At 71.9% G+C, this 16593-nt stretch carries 7 protein-coding genes; 6 read left to right on the top strand and 1 reads right to left on the bottom strand.

What is annotated here, in order from left to right:
• Positions 1-1623 carry a hypothetical protein gene (locus OV427_RS07985; RefSeq protein WP_267855510.1) on the top strand — a complete coding sequence of 541 codons (1623 nt, stop codon included), beginning with the start codon at positions 1-3 and terminating at the stop codon, positions 1621-1623.
• Positions 1624-1629: 6 nt separating this feature from the next.
• On the opposite strand, the gene OV427_RS07980 is transcribed toward OV427_RS07985, so the two are convergent.
• Positions 1630-2268: a hypothetical protein gene (locus OV427_RS07980; RefSeq protein ID WP_267855509.1), complete on the bottom strand. Its 639-nt coding sequence runs from the start codon at positions 2266-2268 to the stop codon at positions 1630-1632.
• 325 nt (positions 2269-2593) lie between these two features.
• On the opposite strand from OV427_RS07980, the gene OV427_RS07975 reads away from it, so the two are divergent.
• The 5 genes from OV427_RS07975 to OV427_RS07955 all read left to right on the top strand — a co-directional run bounded on the left by OV427_RS07975 (position 2594) and on the right by OV427_RS07955 (position 16552).
• On the top strand, positions 2594-8815 hold the full coding sequence (locus tag OV427_RS07975; RefSeq protein WP_267855508.1) for a type I polyketide synthase: 6222 nt from the start codon (positions 2594-2596) through the stop codon (positions 8813-8815).
• Complete coding sequence (locus OV427_RS07970) at positions 8812-9630, top strand: alpha/beta hydrolase (protein ID WP_267855507.1); 819 nt, start codon at positions 8812-8814, stop codon at positions 9628-9630. The genes OV427_RS07975 and OV427_RS07970 overlap by 4 nt, the downstream gene beginning before the upstream one ends.
• On the top strand, positions 9627-14306 hold the full coding sequence (locus tag OV427_RS07965) for a MupA/Atu3671 family FMN-dependent luciferase-like monooxygenase (protein ID WP_267855506.1): 4680 nt from the start codon (positions 9627-9629) through the stop codon (positions 14304-14306). The genes OV427_RS07970 and OV427_RS07965 overlap by 4 nt, the downstream gene beginning before the upstream one ends.
• Before the next feature lie 68 nt (positions 14307-14374).
• The gene (locus OV427_RS07960; protein WP_267855505.1) at positions 14375-15190 is read left to right on the top strand and encodes a hypothetical protein; all 816 of its coding nucleotides are present in this window, start codon (positions 14375-14377) and stop codon (positions 15188-15190) included.
• Between the two features lie 99 nt (positions 15191-15289).
• Positions 15290-16552, top strand: a complete 1263-nt coding sequence (locus OV427_RS07955; RefSeq protein ID WP_267855504.1) for a saccharopine dehydrogenase family protein — start codon at positions 15290-15292, stop codon at positions 16550-16552.
• Positions 16553-16593 lie beyond the last annotated feature (41 nt).

Here is a 16593-nt window from a genome sequence, read left to right as displayed (position 1 = left end):
ATGCACTTGCGTCGCTTCTCGTTCCTCGTCGTACCCGCCGTTGCCACGTGGCTTGGCTGCGCTGGCGGTGAGCCCGGCACCGCGCCGGAGTCCGACGAGGGACTTCCCCCGGTGGTGGTGGTGGACCCCGGGCAGGCGGGAGATGGGACGTGGATGGGCGTGGAGCTGGCCGCCGGCTGCGACACCGATGCCGGCACGCCCAGCAACACGGTGCTGGTGACGAGCTCCACGCGCTTCCACACGGCGGCGGGCGTGGCGACGCGGCCCAATGACATGTCGGCGAGCCCTCCCGAGGTGCTCGTCCCCAACGGGTTGACGTTCACCCGCATCACCGGCACGGCGGTGGCCGGCGGCTACCAGTTCACCGGCGTGCCCTCTGGCGCGTACTACCTGAAGACGGGTACCAGCTACATCGTCACGGACGAGCGGCAGGTGGAGCTGGGCACCAACCGGTTGGGACGGGCGGACACCGTCTTCACCTCGCAGTACGAGACGCCGCTGCAGTTGAACCTGTCGGGGCTGGCGCCGTGGACGCCATACAAGAGCTCCTACTTGCCGGGCTCCAGCGTGGCGGTGGCGTCCGGCCAGGTGGAGGTGTTCGGCGAGATGGAATTTCCAGGAGGGGTTGCCGCGGGCCAGACGAGCCTCGTGACCAACCAGGCCTCGCTGCCCAATTACATGGGCAACATGCCCGTCTTCAACGCGAGCGCCGGAGACAAGCTGTACGTGAGTCAGCTCGGGCAGATGGACGCGGGCACGCTGCCGGACGGGGGCGCGCTGGCCTACGAAACGGTGGTGCGCGGCCTGGAAACGAGCGCCTTCAACTTCACGCCGAACGGTACCACCGCTCTGCCCATCACCGGGGTGATGCAGCCGGTGAGCATGACGGAGCTCCCCATCGAGTGGCGCCTGCCCGAGTACACCATCCGGGCCTCGGAGGTGCATCCGGCGGCCACGCTCGGCACGTCCACGTTCAGCATCGTTCCCGCCGCGCATGGCCTGACGAACGGTTGGATTGGCTATTCGGGCGAGCTGCTCAACCTCCTGCTGCCAGCGGGCGCCTCGTTCAACCTCACGCGCCGGCTGACGTATGGCAACCCATTCCCCACCACCTGGGGCGTGGTGGGTACCACGGGGTACTCGTTCCGGGTGGTGGGCACCGTCGCCGGCAGCCCCACCCAGTACACCGTCAGCGGTAGCATCAGCACGTCTGACCGGCTGGAGAACCTCGTGGCCGGTCCGCTGCTGCCGCGCGTGACGTCGCCCCGCTCGCTGAGCATCGACGGGATTGCGGCGAGCGTGCAGCGCGAGGTGGGCACCGTCAGCCCCGTCATCTCCTGGCTGCCGCCGTCCATGGGCTCGCCCTCGGCGTACCGGATGACCCTCTACCGGTTCCCGACCGGGCAGACCTCCGCGACCACGCAGGCGCGCTTCTACCTGCCCGGCTCGGCCACGCAGGTGCGGCTGCCGGCCGGGACGCTGGCTCCGGCCTCCATCCACTACCTGCGTGTGACGGCGGTGGACGCGCCCAACTACGACGTCGAGCGCGAGCCGTTCGGCTCCGCCGAGCGGCTGCCCTACGCCTCCGCGGACGCCCTCAGCTCCCTGTTCACCACGCCGTGACGGGGCTCACCACGTGCCCACGTCGGTGGACAGGGGCACGGAGGAGGGGAGCCCGGTGAGGCCCACCACCCAGGACTGGGGGAACGCGGACGCGGCGGCGTTGTATTGCGTGGCCAGCCCGTCGTAGCGGCGCTTCTCCACCGCCACCCGGTTGTCCGCCCCGGAGATCTGCGCGTCGCGCTCCGGGCCGGGGATGGCGGTGGTGTACCGCTTCTCCACCTCCACGCGGCGCTCCAGCACGTTGCGCACCTGCGCGCGCTGGCGCGTCACCTCTTGCAACGTGGTGTTCAGGCCGTTGCGCATGGACAGCCCGCTCAGCCCGGCCACGCCCGCGAGGCTCGCGGCGACGATGGCGCCCAGCCGCAGGCGCCGGCCGAGCCGCTCCCGCCGTGCCTTCGCGGCGGCCTCCTCCTCGCGCCGGGCCTGCTCCTGCTCCTGGTGGCGCTGCGCCAGGGCCGCCATCGCCTGGTCGATGTACCGGCCTGGGATGTCCAGCTCCTCGCCGATGCGCTTGAGGTCGTCGGTGGTGAGCGTCTCCGGCGCGGCGTCCTTCTGCATCATCCGCGTGGCGGTGCGGATGAGGTCGTCCACGTCGTCGTAGGCGACCTGCCCCTGGGGCGGGCGGTTTCGAGTGGACTCGCTCATGGCCGCGACGATACGCCGGGTGCGCGGGGAGTCGGAAGCAGGGCCCTGTCCCCTTTCAGGGGCGCTTCATCCGCCGCCGCGGGTTCTGGATGGGGCTGATCATCGGCCCGTGCCAGCGCGACTGCCCGGCTGAGCAACCGTGTTACCCTTCCCGCTGGAGGTGCCCGGGCACCTCCCGAGGGGAGACTCCTGGCCCGGAGGTCCGGGGCAGGTCGTCACCTGGGGGGCAGGCAGGGGGACTCGTAGCCTGGGGCAGGGGCTCGCCTGCTCGCCTCAGGTGTGTTGGAACGGGTTCGCCGCAAAACGCCGAGTGACGAGTGACCGTATGACGGACGACGTTGAGGTTTCGGACTCTCCAGATATCGCTGTCGTCGGAATGGCCGCCCGGCTTCCCGGCGCGCGGGACGTCGACACCTACTGGCGCCGCGTGCGCGACGGAGTGGCGTCGGTCACCTGGTTCACGGACGCCCAGTTGCTGGCCGCGGGGGTGGAGCCCTCGCTCCTGAAGGACCCGAACTACGTGAAGGCCGGCATGGTCTTCGAGGGGCTGGAGGACTTCGACGCGGGCTTCTTCGGCTTCAGCCCGCGCGAGGCGTCCATCATGGACCCGCAGCACCGGCACTTCCTGGAGGTGTGCTGGGAGGTGCTGGAGCACTGCGGGCACCCGCCCGAGTCCTTCAAGGGCCCCATCGGCGTGTTCGGTGGCTCCGGCATGAACGCGTACATGCCGTACAACCTCTTCACCAACCCGCAGTTGATGGAGCAGGTGGGCCTGTTCCTCGTGCGGCACACGGGCAACGACAAGGACTTCCTCACCACCCGCGTCTCGTATTGTCTCGACTTGCGCGGCCCCAGCGTCAACGTGCAGACGGCGTGCTCCACGTCGCTGGTGGCCATCCACTCGGCGGTGCAGAGCCTGCTGGCGCGCGAGTGCGACCTGGCGCTCGCGGGGGGCGTCACGCTGGAATTGCCGCACCACCGGGGCTACCTGTACCAGGAGGGGGAAATCCTCTCGCCGGACGGGCACTGCCGCGCGTTCGACCACCGCTCGCAGGGAACGCTCTTCGGCAGCGGCGTGGGCGTGGTGGCGCTGCGCCGGCTGGAGGATGCGCTGGCGGATGGGGACACCATCTACGCGGTGGTGAAGGGCAGCGCGGTGAACAACGACGGCGCGCGCAAGGTGGGCTACCTCGCGCCGTCCGTGGATGGGCAGGCGGATGCCGTCGTGGAGGCGCTCAACGTCTCTGGCGTCAGCGCGGACAGCATCGACTACATCGAGTGTCACGGTACCGGCACGCCGGTGGGCGACCCGATTGAAATCACCGCGCTCACCCAGGCCTTCCGCACGCAGACGCAGAAGAGCGGGTTCTGCCGCATCGGCTCGGTGAAGACCAACATCGGCCACCTGGACACCGCGGCCGGCGTGGCGAGCTTCATCAAGGTCGTCCAGATGCTGCGCCACCGGCAGCTCGCGCCGAGCCTCCACTTCGAGAAGCCCAACCCGCAAATCGATTTCGCGCGCACGCCGTTCGCGGTGAACGCCACGCTGCGCGAGTGGGCGGCGAAGGGAGGGCGGCCGCGCCGCGCCGCGGTGAATTCGCTGGGCGTGGGCGGCACCAACGCGCATGTCATCCTGGAGGAGGCTCCGGCGCAGTCGCTGACGTCCGCCGCGCGGCCCTTCGAGACGCTCTGGCTCTCCGCCCGCACGCCCGCCGCGCTCGAGCGCGCCTGCCGCAGGCTCGCGCAGCGACTGGGGGAGCAGAACGCACCGAATCTGGGGGACACGTCCTTCACGTTGCTGGCCGGACGCCGCCGCTTCGCGCACCGGCGCGCGGTGGTGGCGTCCTCGCGCGAGGAGGCCGTCCGCGTGCTGGAGCAGCCCGAGCCTGCCCGCACGGCGCAGGCCCACACCGAGGCCTCGGGGCGCCCGGTGGTGTTCCTCTTCCCCGGAGGCGGCGCGCAGTACCCCGGCATGGCGAAGGGGCTCCACGAGCAGGAGCCCGTGTTCCGCCGCGCGCTGGACGAGTGCCTCTCGCTGCTGGAGCAACACGAGTCGCTGAAGCTGCGCCCCCTGCTGTTCCCCGAGGCTGGCAAGGAGGCCGAGGCGCGCGAGCAGTTGGAGCAGGCCACGTACGCGCTGCCCGCGCTCTTGTCCGTGGAATTGGCGCTCGCCGCGCTGTGGAAGTCGCGTGGAGTGACGCCCGTGGCGTGCCTGGGCCACAGCATGGGCGAGTACGCCTGCGCGCAGCTCGCCGGGGTGCTCTCGGTGAAGGACGCGCTTGGCATCGTGGCGTGCCGGGGACGGCTCTTCGACCAGCTTCCCTCGGGGGCCATGCTCAGCGTGGAGCTGCCCGAGGCGGAGCTGAAGCCGCTGCTCGGGCCCGGGCTGGACCTGGGCGCGCACAACGCGCCGGGCCTGTGTCTCGTCTCAGGTGAGGTGGCGGCCATCGACGCGCTGGAGGCGCAGTTGAAGGCGCGCGAGGTGGAGGCCCGGCGCCTGCACATCCGCGTGGCCGCGCACTCGCGCATGCTGGAGCCCATCCTCGCGCCCTTCCGCGAGTACCTCGCCAAGGTGAGCTTCTCCGCGCCCACGGTGCCGTGGGTCTCCAACGTCACCGGGACGTGGATTGCGCCCGAGGAGGCCACGTCGCCTGACTACTGGGTGCGCCACCTGCGCCAGCCGGTGCGCTTCGCGGAAGGCGCGGGCGCGCTCCTGGCGGACAAGGCTCGCGTGTACCTGGAGGTCGGACCCGGACAGACGCTGCTGTCGCTGCTGCGTGCCCAGGGCGAGAAGCCCCAGGCCGAGGGGCTCGTGCCGTCGCTGCGGCACCCGAATGATGCCGTTGCGGACCTGGCCTTCTTCCAGCTCGCGCTCGGGCGACTGTGGGCGGCGGGAGTGGACCTGGATGCGGCGGCGCTGTTCGCCGGACAGAAGCGGCGCCGCGTGGGCCTGCCGACCTATGCGTTCGAGCGTGAGCGCCACTGGGTGGAGCCGGGCGCGGGCTCCTTCATGGCCCGGCGCGAGGGTGAGCGCCCGCTGGTGCGCGAAGAGGACGTGTCGCGGTGGGGCTACGCGCCGCGCTTCCGCGAGCAGCCGGGCCCGAAGCCGGAGGCCCCGGCCGAGAAAGAGCGCTGGCTGCTGCTGGCGGACGAGGAGCCCCTCGCGGAGGAGTTGTCCCGCGAGCTGGGGGCCCGGGGTGCGCTCATCCAGCGCGTGCTCCCGGGCGAGGCCTTCGCTCGGAGGCCGGATGGCGCCTTCACCCTCCGGCCCGACGCGCGCGAGGACTGGGAGGCGCTCTGGGATGCGCTGGGCTCCGAGGGCCGTGTCCCTCCGAGGCTGGTGGACCTGCCGGGCGTGGACGCGGGAGGCTGGGAGCGCGCGGTGTCTCGCCACCTCTTCGCGCCGCTCGCGCTGATGCAGTCCCTCACCGCGGAGTCGCTGCCCGCGGGGCTTCGCTACGTCCGGGTGATGCGCGGCGGCATGTCGGTGGACGGGCCTGCGCGGACGCCGGAGCAGGCGCTCGCCTTCGGTCCCGTTCTCGTGGCGCCGAAGGAGCTGCCCGAGCTGTCCGCGCGCGCGGTGGACCTCGAGGCAGGCACTGCCCCGGCGACACAGGCCCGCGAGCTGGCCGACGAGCTGCTGCGGCCGGACGTGGACGTCCCCGTGGCGCTGCGCGGGGGCCGCCGGCTCGTGCAGGTGCTGGAGCGGGCCGCCTTGCAGGAGGCGTCGACGCCACTGCGTGAGCAGGGCGTCTACCTCATCACCGGTGGACTGGGCGGCATCGGCCGGACGCTGGCAGAGCTGTTCGCGCGCAAGGCGAAGGCCCGGCTGGCGCTCGTGTCCCGCTCCGCGGCCAGTGCCTCACATGCGGACGTGAAGCGCGCGCTGGAGGCGCTGGGCGCCGAGGTGCTGCTGCTCAAGGCGGATATCTCGGACGCGGGCCAGCTCCAGGCCGCTCTCGCCGAGGTGAAGGCGCGCCTCGGACCGCTGCACGGCGTGGTGCACGCGGCGGGCGGGTTGGAGGATGGGCCGCTGGAGTCGAAGACGCGGGACTCTGCGCTGCGGGTGCTGGCGCCCAAGGTGCTCGGCGCGCTCGCGCTGGAGCAGGCGCTGCGGGGCGCTCAGCTCGACTTCTTCGTCAGCTTCTCGTCGACGAGCGCGCACCTCGGTCCTCCGGGACAGGTGGACTACGTCGCGGCCAACGCCTTCCTGCTGGCCCAGGCGGCCCGGCTGGAGGCGTCCGGCACGGCGAAGCGCGCGCTCGCGCTGGGGTGGGGCGTCTGGCAGGAGGTGGGCATGGCTGCGGCCCAGGTGGCGCCGCGGCTTCCCCCAGGCGAGTCGGTGCCCCACCCGCTGTTGCAGCGGCGTGTGGACGCGCCCGTGGGCCAGCACGTCTTCCGCGCCATCTACGACGCGAAGGCGCTCTGGGTGCTGGACGAGCACCGCATGCGCGGTGGCGGGCCGGTGCTTCCCGGCACGGGCTACGTGGAGCTGGCACGCGCGGCCTGGGAGACGGTGCGTCCGGGCACGCCGCTGGACGTGGACCACCTCGCCTTCGTCGCGCCGCTCGACGTGCCGGACGGCGAGGTGCGCGAGGTGGAGGTGGCGCTGGCGCCCGAGGGCGATGGCTTCACCTTCCGCGTGTCGAGCCGCTCGGGAGGAAGCGCGTGGGTGGAGCACGCCACCGCGCGCCTGAGCCCTGTTGTGGGTGGACCCCCCGCGCCGCTGGACGTGGGGGCGGTGCGCTCGCGCTGCACGGCGCGACCGCTCTCGTTTGGCGAGGGGGAGCAGGCGCTGCCCCAGGACGCGCTCATCGCCTTCGGGCCGCGCTGGAAGGTGCTGCGCAGCGCGGGCTTCGGTGCGTCCGAGGCCCTCGCGCGGCTGGAGTTGCCGCGCTCGTTCCTCGGAGACCTGACGACGTACAGGCTGCCGCCCGGGCTGCTGGACATCGCGTCCGGCTTCGCATTCTCGCTGCTGCCGGATGCGGGCCAGCCCGGGAAGCTGCATGTGCCCGTCTCCTACCGGCACCTGCGCGTGTGGGGCCCGTGGCCCGAGGTGGCGCTGAGCCACGTGCGCATCCGCAAGGAGGAGGGGCGCGGGGCGCTGCTCGACGTCACCCTCTGCGACTCGGACGGCCGCGTCTTCTGCGCCATCGAGGGCTATCTCGTCGCCGCCGTCGAGGCGAAGCGGTTCGGCCGCTCGCCGCGCAGGCAGGGCTCGCTGCTGGAGACATGGCTGCTGCTGGGCATCAAGCCCGAGGAAGGGCAGGAGGCGTTCCTGCGCGCGCTGGCCCTCTCCGGCACTCCGGCGTTGTTCGTCAGCTCCATGGACCTGCACGGGCTGGCCGCGCGCCTGCGCCCGAAGCAGGACGTTGAGAAGCCCGCGGTCTCCGCTGCTCCCCCGCAGGGTGCTGCCATGGCCCAGGCGGCGGCGGACGCTCCGCGCGACGACGTGGAGCGCAAGCTGGCGGAGTTGTGGCAGCAGTTGCTCGGTGCTCCGAGGGTGGGCCTCAAGGACAGCTTCTTCGACCTCGGCGGGCACTCGCTCATCGCGGTGCGCCTGTTCGCGCGCATCAAGAAGACGCTCGGCGCGGACCTGACGCTGGCCACCCTGTTCGAGGCCCCCACGCTGGAGCAGTGCGCCGCGCTGGTGCGCGAGGCCGCGGGGATTCCCTTCACTCCCGACGCCGCGCCGGGCAATGCAGCTCCAGCAGCGGTCCCGACGTCCGCGTCGAAGGGCTGGACGCCGCTCGTCGCCATCCAGAAGGGCGGCTCCGGCATCCCCTTCTTCTGCGTGCACGGCGCGGGCGGCAATGTCCTCAACTTCCGCGGCCTCGCGGGGGCGCTCGGCGGGGAGCAGCCGTTCTACGGCCTCCAGGCGCGCGGCGTGGACGGGAAGCTGCCGCCCGCGGACAGCATCGAGGAGATGGCGAACATCTACCTGGAGGGCATCCGCCAGGTGCGTCCGCACGGGCCCTACATGCTCGGCGGCTACTCCGGCGGCGGCGTGGTCGCCTACGAGATGGCGCAGCGGCTGCGCGAAATGGGCGAGGAGGTGTCCCTCCTCGCGTTCCTGGACACCTTCCACCCCGGCACCCAGGAGCGGCGGCTGACCTTCGATGAGCGGCTGAATGCGCTGCGCGAGGAAGGCCCGGCGACCTACCTCAAGAACCGGCTGCGCAAGAAGGTGGAGCGCGACGGCAGCCGGCTCATCAACACGGTGAAGCTGCGCTGGTACGAGCAGCGCGGGGAGTCGCTGCCCATCGAGCTGCGAGACCTCCAGCTCACCGAGCGCTTCCAGCTCCTGTCGAGCCGCTACGCGCCGCGTCCCTACAGCGGGCCGGTGACGCTGTTCCGCGCGCAGGAGGTCAACCCCATCTACTCGCACATGGGCGCGACGCTGGGTTGGGAGCCGCTGGTGCCGACGCTGCGCATCCGCGAGGTGCCGGGGGACCACGACAGCCTGGTGCGAGAGCCGAACGTCCACATCCTGGGGCGCCTGTTGCGCGCGGCATTGGATGAGGCTCGGCAGGCGGGCCGGAAGTGAAGCGCCGGGAGCTGACGGTGGCGGCGCTCGCGGCCGCCCTGGGAGGCGCCGTGTTGAAGCTCGGCTGGCTGGACAGGAAGGCGGATGCACCAGGGCCCTTTCCCTATGACGGCGCGCCCCTGGCCTCTGGCGCGGAGGCGCGGCTCACCGCCGACGGGTGGAAGCTGAGCGACGTCGTGGGGCCACCTCGACAGCGGGCGCTGACGCGGGCTCCCGCGCCGGGCGAGACGCGCTGGGTGGTGTTCTTCGGCGGCAACGGCCCGGGCTACCTCGAGGAGGCGCGCTCCGTGCTGGAGGCGCTGGACGCCGGACGCGGGCTGGGCCTGGCCGCGGTAGCGCCGCCGGGCTTCGACGGCTCTCCCGGCAGCCCGTCGCCGAAGTCCCTCCGTGCCGGGGCCGAGGCGGCGGTGCGCTGGCTCGTCGCCACGCACCGGCCGGGCCCTGACGCCATCTACCTCGTGGGCTTCTCCATGGGCAGCAACGCTGCGCTCGCGGCGGCGCACGCGCTGGCCAGGGACGGAGTGCCGGCGCGCGGCGTCGTCCTCCTCGCGCCCTTCACGATGATGGACGTGACGGACAAGGGGTTGCGCGGCTTGCTGCGGACCCCGGACCGCTACGACAACCTGTCGCTCGCAGCCGCGGGCCTGCCGCCGGTCCGGGTGCTGCACGGACTTGCGGACGCGGCGCTGCCTCCCTCCCATGGCGAGGAGCTCGCGCGCAGGCTGGGAGCTTCCTTCCACGCGTTTCCCGGGGTGGGGCACGCGGAGCTGCTGAAGCACTCCGCCGCCCTCGCCGAGGCCTCGAAATCCCTATGACCACGACCGTCGAGTCGCCCACCTGCTTCATCATCGGCGAGGGCACCCTCGTCGTCCCATGCGCGGAGGCGCTCCAGGAGCGGGGCGTGCGGATTCTCGGGCTCGTCACCCGCGAGCCTTCTCTCCAGAAGTGGGCGGAGGCGCAGGGCCTCCAGCATGTGCCACCCGGAGACGGGGTGTTGCCCTTCCTCTCCGCCACGCCCTTCGACTGGCTCTTCAGCATCGTCAACCTGAGCCTGGTGAAGGACGAGGTGCTGCGGCTGCCCCGCCGCATGGCCATCAACTTCCATGACGGCCCGCTGCCCCGCTACGCGGGCCTCAACGTCACCTCGTGGGCGCTGCTGCACCGCGAGCCCCAGCACGGCGTCACGTGGCACGAGATGACGTCGGGTGCGGACAGGGGGCGCATCCTCAAGCAGCGCCTCTTCGACATCGCCCCCAACGAGACGGCCTTCAGCCTCAACGCGCGCTGCTACACGCTGGGCATGGAGACGTTCGCGGAATTGGCCGCGGAGCTCGTCGACGGCCGCGTCGAGCTCTTCGACCAGGACTTCTCCCAGCGCAGCTACTTCGGGCATGCGCAGCGTCCGGAGGCGGGGGCCCTCGTGGACTCGCACGGCGACGTGGAGGATGCGCGCGCGCTGGTGGCGGCGCTCGACTACGGCGGCTATCCCAACCCGCTCGCCTTCGCGAAGCTGTGGCTGGGCAGCGCGCCGGTGGCCCTCTCCGAGGCGCGCGCGGTGGAGGAGGGCTCCGACGCGAGCCCGGGCACCATCGTCGCCATCGAAGGCGACGCGCTGACGCTGGCGTTCGGCGGCGGGGACCTCACGCTGAAGGGGCCGAAGGGACTGTGCGGCGCGCCGCTGTCGTGGGCGGAGCTGCTGGGCTCCCGCAACCTCGCGGTGGGCGACGCGCTGCCCCCGGCCCCGGAGGCGCTGCGCACCCGCCTGTCCGAGGTGGGGACGCTGGCAGGCAGGGCGGAGGCGTTCTTCCTCGGACGGCTGGAGACGCTCGCGCCTCCGGACCTGCCCTTCCTGGGGGGGAGCGCGAAGGAGGAGGGCACGCACTCGCTGACACTGGCCGCCAGCGATGTCGCCGCCGGCTTGGCCCCGGAGTTGCCGCCCGAGGAACGGCTGCTCTTCACCGTCGCGGCCTTCCTGTCGCGCCTGTCTCCGGAGCCGCGCTTCGACGTGGGCTTCAGCGATGCCGGCACGCGCGCCCGTGTGAGCGACGTGGAGGGCTTCTTCGCCTCACAGCTTCCGCTCCGGCTCGAGCTGCCCATGAAGGACGCGCCGGACACCGCCGCCGCGGCCTTCCACAAGGCGCTGACGCAGCTGCGCGAGAAGGGCGTCATGTCGCGAGACCTGCTCGGCCGCTCGCCGCAGCTCTCCGGCCTGCCGCGCCACCTGGGCGAGGTGGCGTACCCCGTGGCCCTGTGTCTCTCCGCGCCGGGGGAGTTGCGCCACGCGGTGCCCGGCGCCGCGCTCACCGTCGCCGTGGACGCGGACGGGGCGCAGGCACACCTCCTCTTCGACGCCGCGCGGGTGGACGCGGGCCGCGTCTCCGAGCTGTCGCGCCAGCTCGTCGCATTCCTCGCGTCGCTCCGGGAGTCTCCGGGTCGGCCCCTGGGGGAGCATGACTTGCTGGGCGCGGAGGAGCGCGCGCTGCTCGCGAAGTGGAATGACACCCGGCGCGAGCTGCCGGAGGCCGCCACCCTCCACGGCCTCTTCCATGCGCAGGCGCGGCGCACGCCGGACGCCACCGCCCTCGTCTGCCGTGGCGACACGCTGACCTACCGCGAGCTGGATGAGCGCAGCGACGTGCTCGCCCGCCACCTGCGGAGCGAGGGCGTGGGCCGGGACGTGCGCGTCGGCATCTTCATGGAGCGCTCGCTGGAGATGATGGTGGGCGTGCTGGCCACGCACAAGGCGGGCGGCTGCTACGTCCCGCTGGACCCGGCGTATCCGGCGGAGCGCCTCGCCTTCATGGTGGAGGACTCGGGCTGCCACCTGGTGCTGACCCAGGAGCGGTTGCTCCCGCGAGTGCCCAGGGCCGCGCGGCAGGTGCTCGCGGTGGACGCGGCGTGGGAGCGCATCGCCGCCTCCGAGGACGTGCAGACGCCCCCGGCCGGGCCCGACAGCCTCGCCTACGTCATCTACACCTCCGGCAGCACGGGCAGGCCCAAGGGGGTGATGATCGAGCACCGCAACTTCGTGAACTTCGGCCTCGGAATGGACGAGCGCCTGGGCACGGAGCGCGGCACGTGGCTCGCCGTCACCAGCCTCAACTTCGACATCTCCGTGCTGGAGTTGCTCTGGACGCTCACCCGGGGCTTCACGGTGGTCATCCACGCGGAGCGGCACGGCGACGCGCAGGAGGGGAAATACGCCGCGCGGGCCATGGACTTCAGCCTCTTCTACTTCTCCAGCGACGAAGGCGAGCGGCCCGAGGGGCGCTACGATTTGCTGCTGGAGAGCGCGCGCTTCGCGGACGCGCACGGCTTCCGTGCGGTGTGGACGCCGGAGAGGCATTTCCATGCGTTCGGTGGCTTGTTCCCCAACCCGGCCGTGACGTCGGCGGCGCTGGCGGCGGTGACGCGCAACGTGCAGCTCCGCGCGGGCAGCCTCGTGTCGCCGCTGCACCCCACGCTGCGCATCGCCGAGGACTGGGCCGTGGTGGACAACATCTCCCACGGCCGCGTGGGCATCTCCTTCGCGGCGGGCTGGCAGCCCAACGACTTCGCGCTGCGGCCGGAGAGCTTCTCGGACCGCAAGCGCATCATGTTCCAGCAGATTGAAGACGTGCGCAGGCTGTGGCGCGGCGAGACGCTGGAGGCGAAGAGCGGCACGGGCGGCACGGTGAAGTTGCGCACCCTTCCGCGCCCGGTGCAGAAGGAGTTGCCCGTCTGGGTCACCACCGCCGGCAACCCCGAGACATTCGAGGAGGCCGCGCGCGCGGGCTGCCACGTGCTGACGCACCTGCTCGGCCAGACTCCGGAGGAGGTGGCGCAGAAGATTGCCCTCTACCGCGAGGCATGGCGCAAGGCGGGCCACCCGGGGCAAGGCACCGTGACGCTGATGCTGCACACCTTCGTCGGCGAGTCTGAAGCCACGGTGAAGGAGGTGGTGCGCGGCCCGATGAAGGCCTACCTCAAGTCCTCGGTGAGCCTCATCAAGGAGGCGGCCTGGAGCTTCCCGGCGTTCAAGGCGCAGACCACGCTGTCCAACGGCAACTTCGGCACGGACAACCTCTCTCCCGAGGAGATGGACGCGCTGCTCGACTTCTCCTTCGAGCGCTACTTCCAGACGTCGAGCCTCTTCGGCAGCGTGGAGGCCTGCGTCGCCTTCGTCGACAAGCTGAAGGGCATGGACGTGGACGAGGTGGCCTGCCTCGTGGACTTCGGCGTGCCGACGGAGCTGGTGATGAAGCACCTGCCGCTGTTGGCCCAGGTGCTCCAGCGCGCCAACGCCAGCGTGGGCGTGAAGCCGGTGGAGGGCGAGGAGGTGGACGGCTCCGTGCCCGCGCTGCTGGAGCGCCACCCGGTGACGCACCTCCAGTGCACACCGTCGCAGGCGAGCATGCTGCTGGCCGAGGAGCGTGCCCGCGCGGGGTTGAAGCGGCTGAAGAAGATGATGGTGGGCGGCGAGGCCTTCCCCGTTCCGCTCGCGCGGCAACTCTCGGAAGCCGTGTCCGGCGACGTGCTCAACATGTACGGGCCCACGGAGACGACCATCTGGTCCTCGACGTACGCGGTGAAGCACGCGGGGGAGGGGGTGCCCATCGGCACGCCCATCGCCAACACGCAACTCTACGTGCTGGACGCGCGGCAGCGCCCGCTGCCCATTGGCGCGGTGGGCGAGCTGTACATCGGCGGTGAAGGCGTGGTGCGCGGCTACCACCAGCGGCCGGAACTGGACCGTGAGCGCTTCGTGCCGGACCCGTTCTCCTCGCGGCCGGGCGCGCGGATGTACCGCACGGGGGACGCGGCGCGCTGGCGGCAGGACGGGGTGGTGGAGTTCATCGGCCGGCTGGACCACCAGGTGAAGGTGCGCGGCTTCCGCATCGAGCTGGGCGAAATCGAGGCCCGGCTCGGCGAGCACCCGGCGGTGCGCGAGACGGTGGTGGTGGTGCGTGAGGACACGCCGAGTGACAAGCGGCTCGTGGCCTATCTCATCGCGAAGCCGGGCGAGCCGCCGGCCGCGGACGCACTGCGTGACTTCCTGCGCGCGCGGCTGCCGGACTATATGGTGCCGCAGGCCTTCGTCACGCTGAGTGCCTTCCCGCAGACGCCGAACAAGAAGGTGGACCGCAAGGCCCTGCCGGCCCCGGAGCAGGCGCAGGCGCGCGGTGCCTTCACCCGGCCGGAGAGCGAGACGGAGACGATGCTCGCCGGCATCTGGCAGGAGGTGCTGAAGCTCGACAAGGTGGGCGTGGAGGACAAGTTCGCCGACCTGGGTGGGCACTCGCTGCTGATGGTGCAGGTGCTGGAGAAGCTCAAGTCGAAGGTGGAGCGGCCACTGACGCTGGTGGACCTGTTCCGCTACCCCACGATTCGCGCGCTCTCCACCTTCCTCTCCGGCGACAGCGGAGAGGGCGAGGCGCTCAAGGAAGTGGCCGCGCGCGGTGAGGCCCGAGCGGCGGCCCGCCGTACCATGCAGCAGCGACGCCGGAGGTAGCGCGCCCACCGGAAGCCACGCCCGGTGCCCGTTGCATCCGGGCGCCCGGCGTGGGCAAGGTGGCGGTGATGGACCGACGACTCGCCCGGACGAACCCGCGCCTGTATGCCGCCCGCTGGATGTCGGCGGATGAAGAGGGGCACAGCGCCCTGCTGCGCTCGCTTCCGCCCGATGAGCTCGCGCTCCACGTGGAGGCGCTGCTCGCGGCGCTGTTTCAACCGCCGCGCGTGGTGGGCGAGGGTTGCCTGACGCTCGACATTCGCGTGGAGGGGTTGGATGGAGTGGGGCTCTCCGCCAGCTATCGGGAGGACGACGGTGAGCGCAAGCGCTACCAGCTGCTGGATGCGGGAGGGCTGCGCCCGGACGAGGCGCGCGCGGTGCTCGACGCGCTCTGGGCGGCCAACGTGCGGCTCGGTGGGCGGCCCGCGCGCACGGGCGTCAACAGCGTCTGTCTCGCGGGGCTGTGGGGAGACGACGACCCCGCCAAGCAGGAGGACCCGATTGCCTTCGAGCTGCTGCTCGCCGAGCGACTGCTGGGAGTGCTGGAGGCGCTCTTCACCGGGCTGCCCCTGCGGCGCGCGGAGCTTCAGGGCTGGGAGGCCACCTATGCCTGGTGCCTCACGAGGCCCGACGGGCTCGTTGTCACCGACTACAGCCAGCCCGACCCGGGCTATGCGAGCCTCCGCCTGTTCTGGGGCATGCCGGACGGCGGAGAGGCAGAGGCCTTCTACAGCAGCGCGCTGAAGAATGAGTCGCGTGAGGCGCTCGTGGCCTGGAGCGAGAAGACGGTCCGCGCGCGGGGCTGCCCGCTGTGGCAGCGGTGGCAGAACTCCTCGTCGCCGTCGCTGCTGGAGCTTCCGCTCGAAGAGGAGCTGCTGTCATGAGCGCGGCGCTCCCGGGCCACTGCTACCACGTGTAGTCGCGGGCATTGACTCCACACCGGGGTTGCGAGGACGGGGACGCGCGGCCAGAGTGCCGGCCCCATGAGCAAGTCCTCCGCCGAATTCGACGTCATCGTGTGGGGCGCCACCGGCTTCACCGGACGCCTCGTCGCCGAGTACCTCGCCCAGACCCGGGACTCCCACCGCGCGCGGTGGGCCCTGGCGGGACGCGACCTCAAGAAGCTGGAGGAGGTGCGCCGGGGCCTGGCCACGCAGGTTGCCTCGTGCGCGGAGCTGCCGCTGCTGGTGGCGGACGCGAAAGACGCGGCGTCGCTGGATGCGCTGGTGACTCGCACCCGCGTGGTGTGCACCACCGTGGGGCCGTACGCGAAGTACGGCAACGAGTTGGTGGCGGCCTGCGCCCGCGCTGGCACGGACTACTGCGACCTGACGGGCGAGGTGCAGTGGATGCGGCGGATGATTGACGACCACCACGAACAGGCCCGGGCGAGCGGCGCGCGCATCGTCCACACGTGCGGCTTCGACTCGATTCCGTCGGACCTGGGCACGCTGATGATGCAGGAGCACATGCGCGAGAAGCATGGCGGGCACCTGGGCTCGGTGCGCCTCTACATGGGGCCGATGCGCGCGGGCGCCAGCGGCGGCACGGTGGCGAGCCTCATGCAGGCGCTGGAGGAGGTGGCCGTGGACCGCTCGGTGCGGCGCGTGCTCGTCAACCCTCACGCGCTGGACCCGGACCCGCGCCAGCCGCGCAACCCGGCCGAGCGCGACCTGGCGACGGTGCGCTACAGCCAGGAGTCGGGGCAGTGGACGGGGCCCTTCGTCATGGCCTCGGTGAACACGCGCGTGGTGCGGCGCAGCCATGCGCTGCTCGGCTTTCCGTGGGGGCGCGACTTCCTCTACACCGAGGTGGCGGGCTACGGCGCCGGCGTGAAGGGGCTGACGCGGGCCACGAGCATGACGGCGGGCCTGGGTGGCTTCTTCGTCGCCCTCCAGGTCAAGCCGCTGCGCAAGCTGCTGGAGTCGAAGGTGCTGCCCGCGCCGGGGCAGGGGCCCTCCGCGGAGGAGCGCGAGCGGGGCTTCTTCGTGGCGCAGTTGCTGGGCGAGGGGAAGTCGCCGCGCACCGGGCGCGAGGTGAAGCTGAAGGGCAAGGTGGCGGCGAAGGGAGACCCGGGCTACGCGGCCACCGCGCGCATGCTCTCCGAGGCCGCGCTGAGCCTCGCCTTCGACGCGAATCCGACGCAGGGCGGCGTGCTGACCCCGGCCTCGTGCATGGGCCTGCGGCTGGTGGAGCGGCTGCGCAAGGCGGGCATGACGTTCGAGGTGCAGGAGCTGGCCGCGTGAGAGGGCCGGGCCGCGAGCTCCGGGGCAGGCGAGGCCGGTAG

This window comes from Pyxidicoccus sp. MSG2 (assembly GCF_026626705.1).
Taxonomy (GTDB): domain Bacteria; phylum Myxococcota; class Myxococcia; order Myxococcales; family Myxococcaceae; genus Myxococcus.
Note: the sequence above shows the minus strand (reverse complement) of the source record. Positions and strands in the feature narration are given on the sequence as shown.

What these genes read in the sequence shown, in the direction of transcription:
- OV427_RS07975 (WP_267855508.1), top strand. Translation starts at nt 2,594, where the DNA reads ATGACGGACGACGTTGAGGTTTCGGACTCTCCAGATATCGCTGTCGTC.
- OV427_RS07985 (WP_267855510.1), top strand. Translation starts at nt 1, where the DNA reads ATGCACTTGCGTCGCTTCTCGTTCCTCGTCGTACCCGCCGTTGCCACG.
- OV427_RS07960 (WP_267855505.1), top strand. Translation starts at nt 14,375, where the DNA reads ATGGACCGACGACTCGCCCGGACGAACCCGCGCCTGTATGCCGCCCGC.
- OV427_RS07980 (WP_267855509.1), bottom strand. Translation starts at nt 2,268, where the DNA reads ATGAGCGAGTCCACTCGAAACCGCCCGCCCCAGGGGCAGGTCGCCTAC.
- OV427_RS07955 (WP_267855504.1), top strand. Translation starts at nt 15,290, where the DNA reads ATGAGCAAGTCCTCCGCCGAATTCGACGTCATCGTGTGGGGCGCCACC.
- OV427_RS07965 (WP_267855506.1), top strand. Translation starts at nt 9,627, where the DNA reads ATGACCACGACCGTCGAGTCGCCCACCTGCTTCATCATCGGCGAGGGC.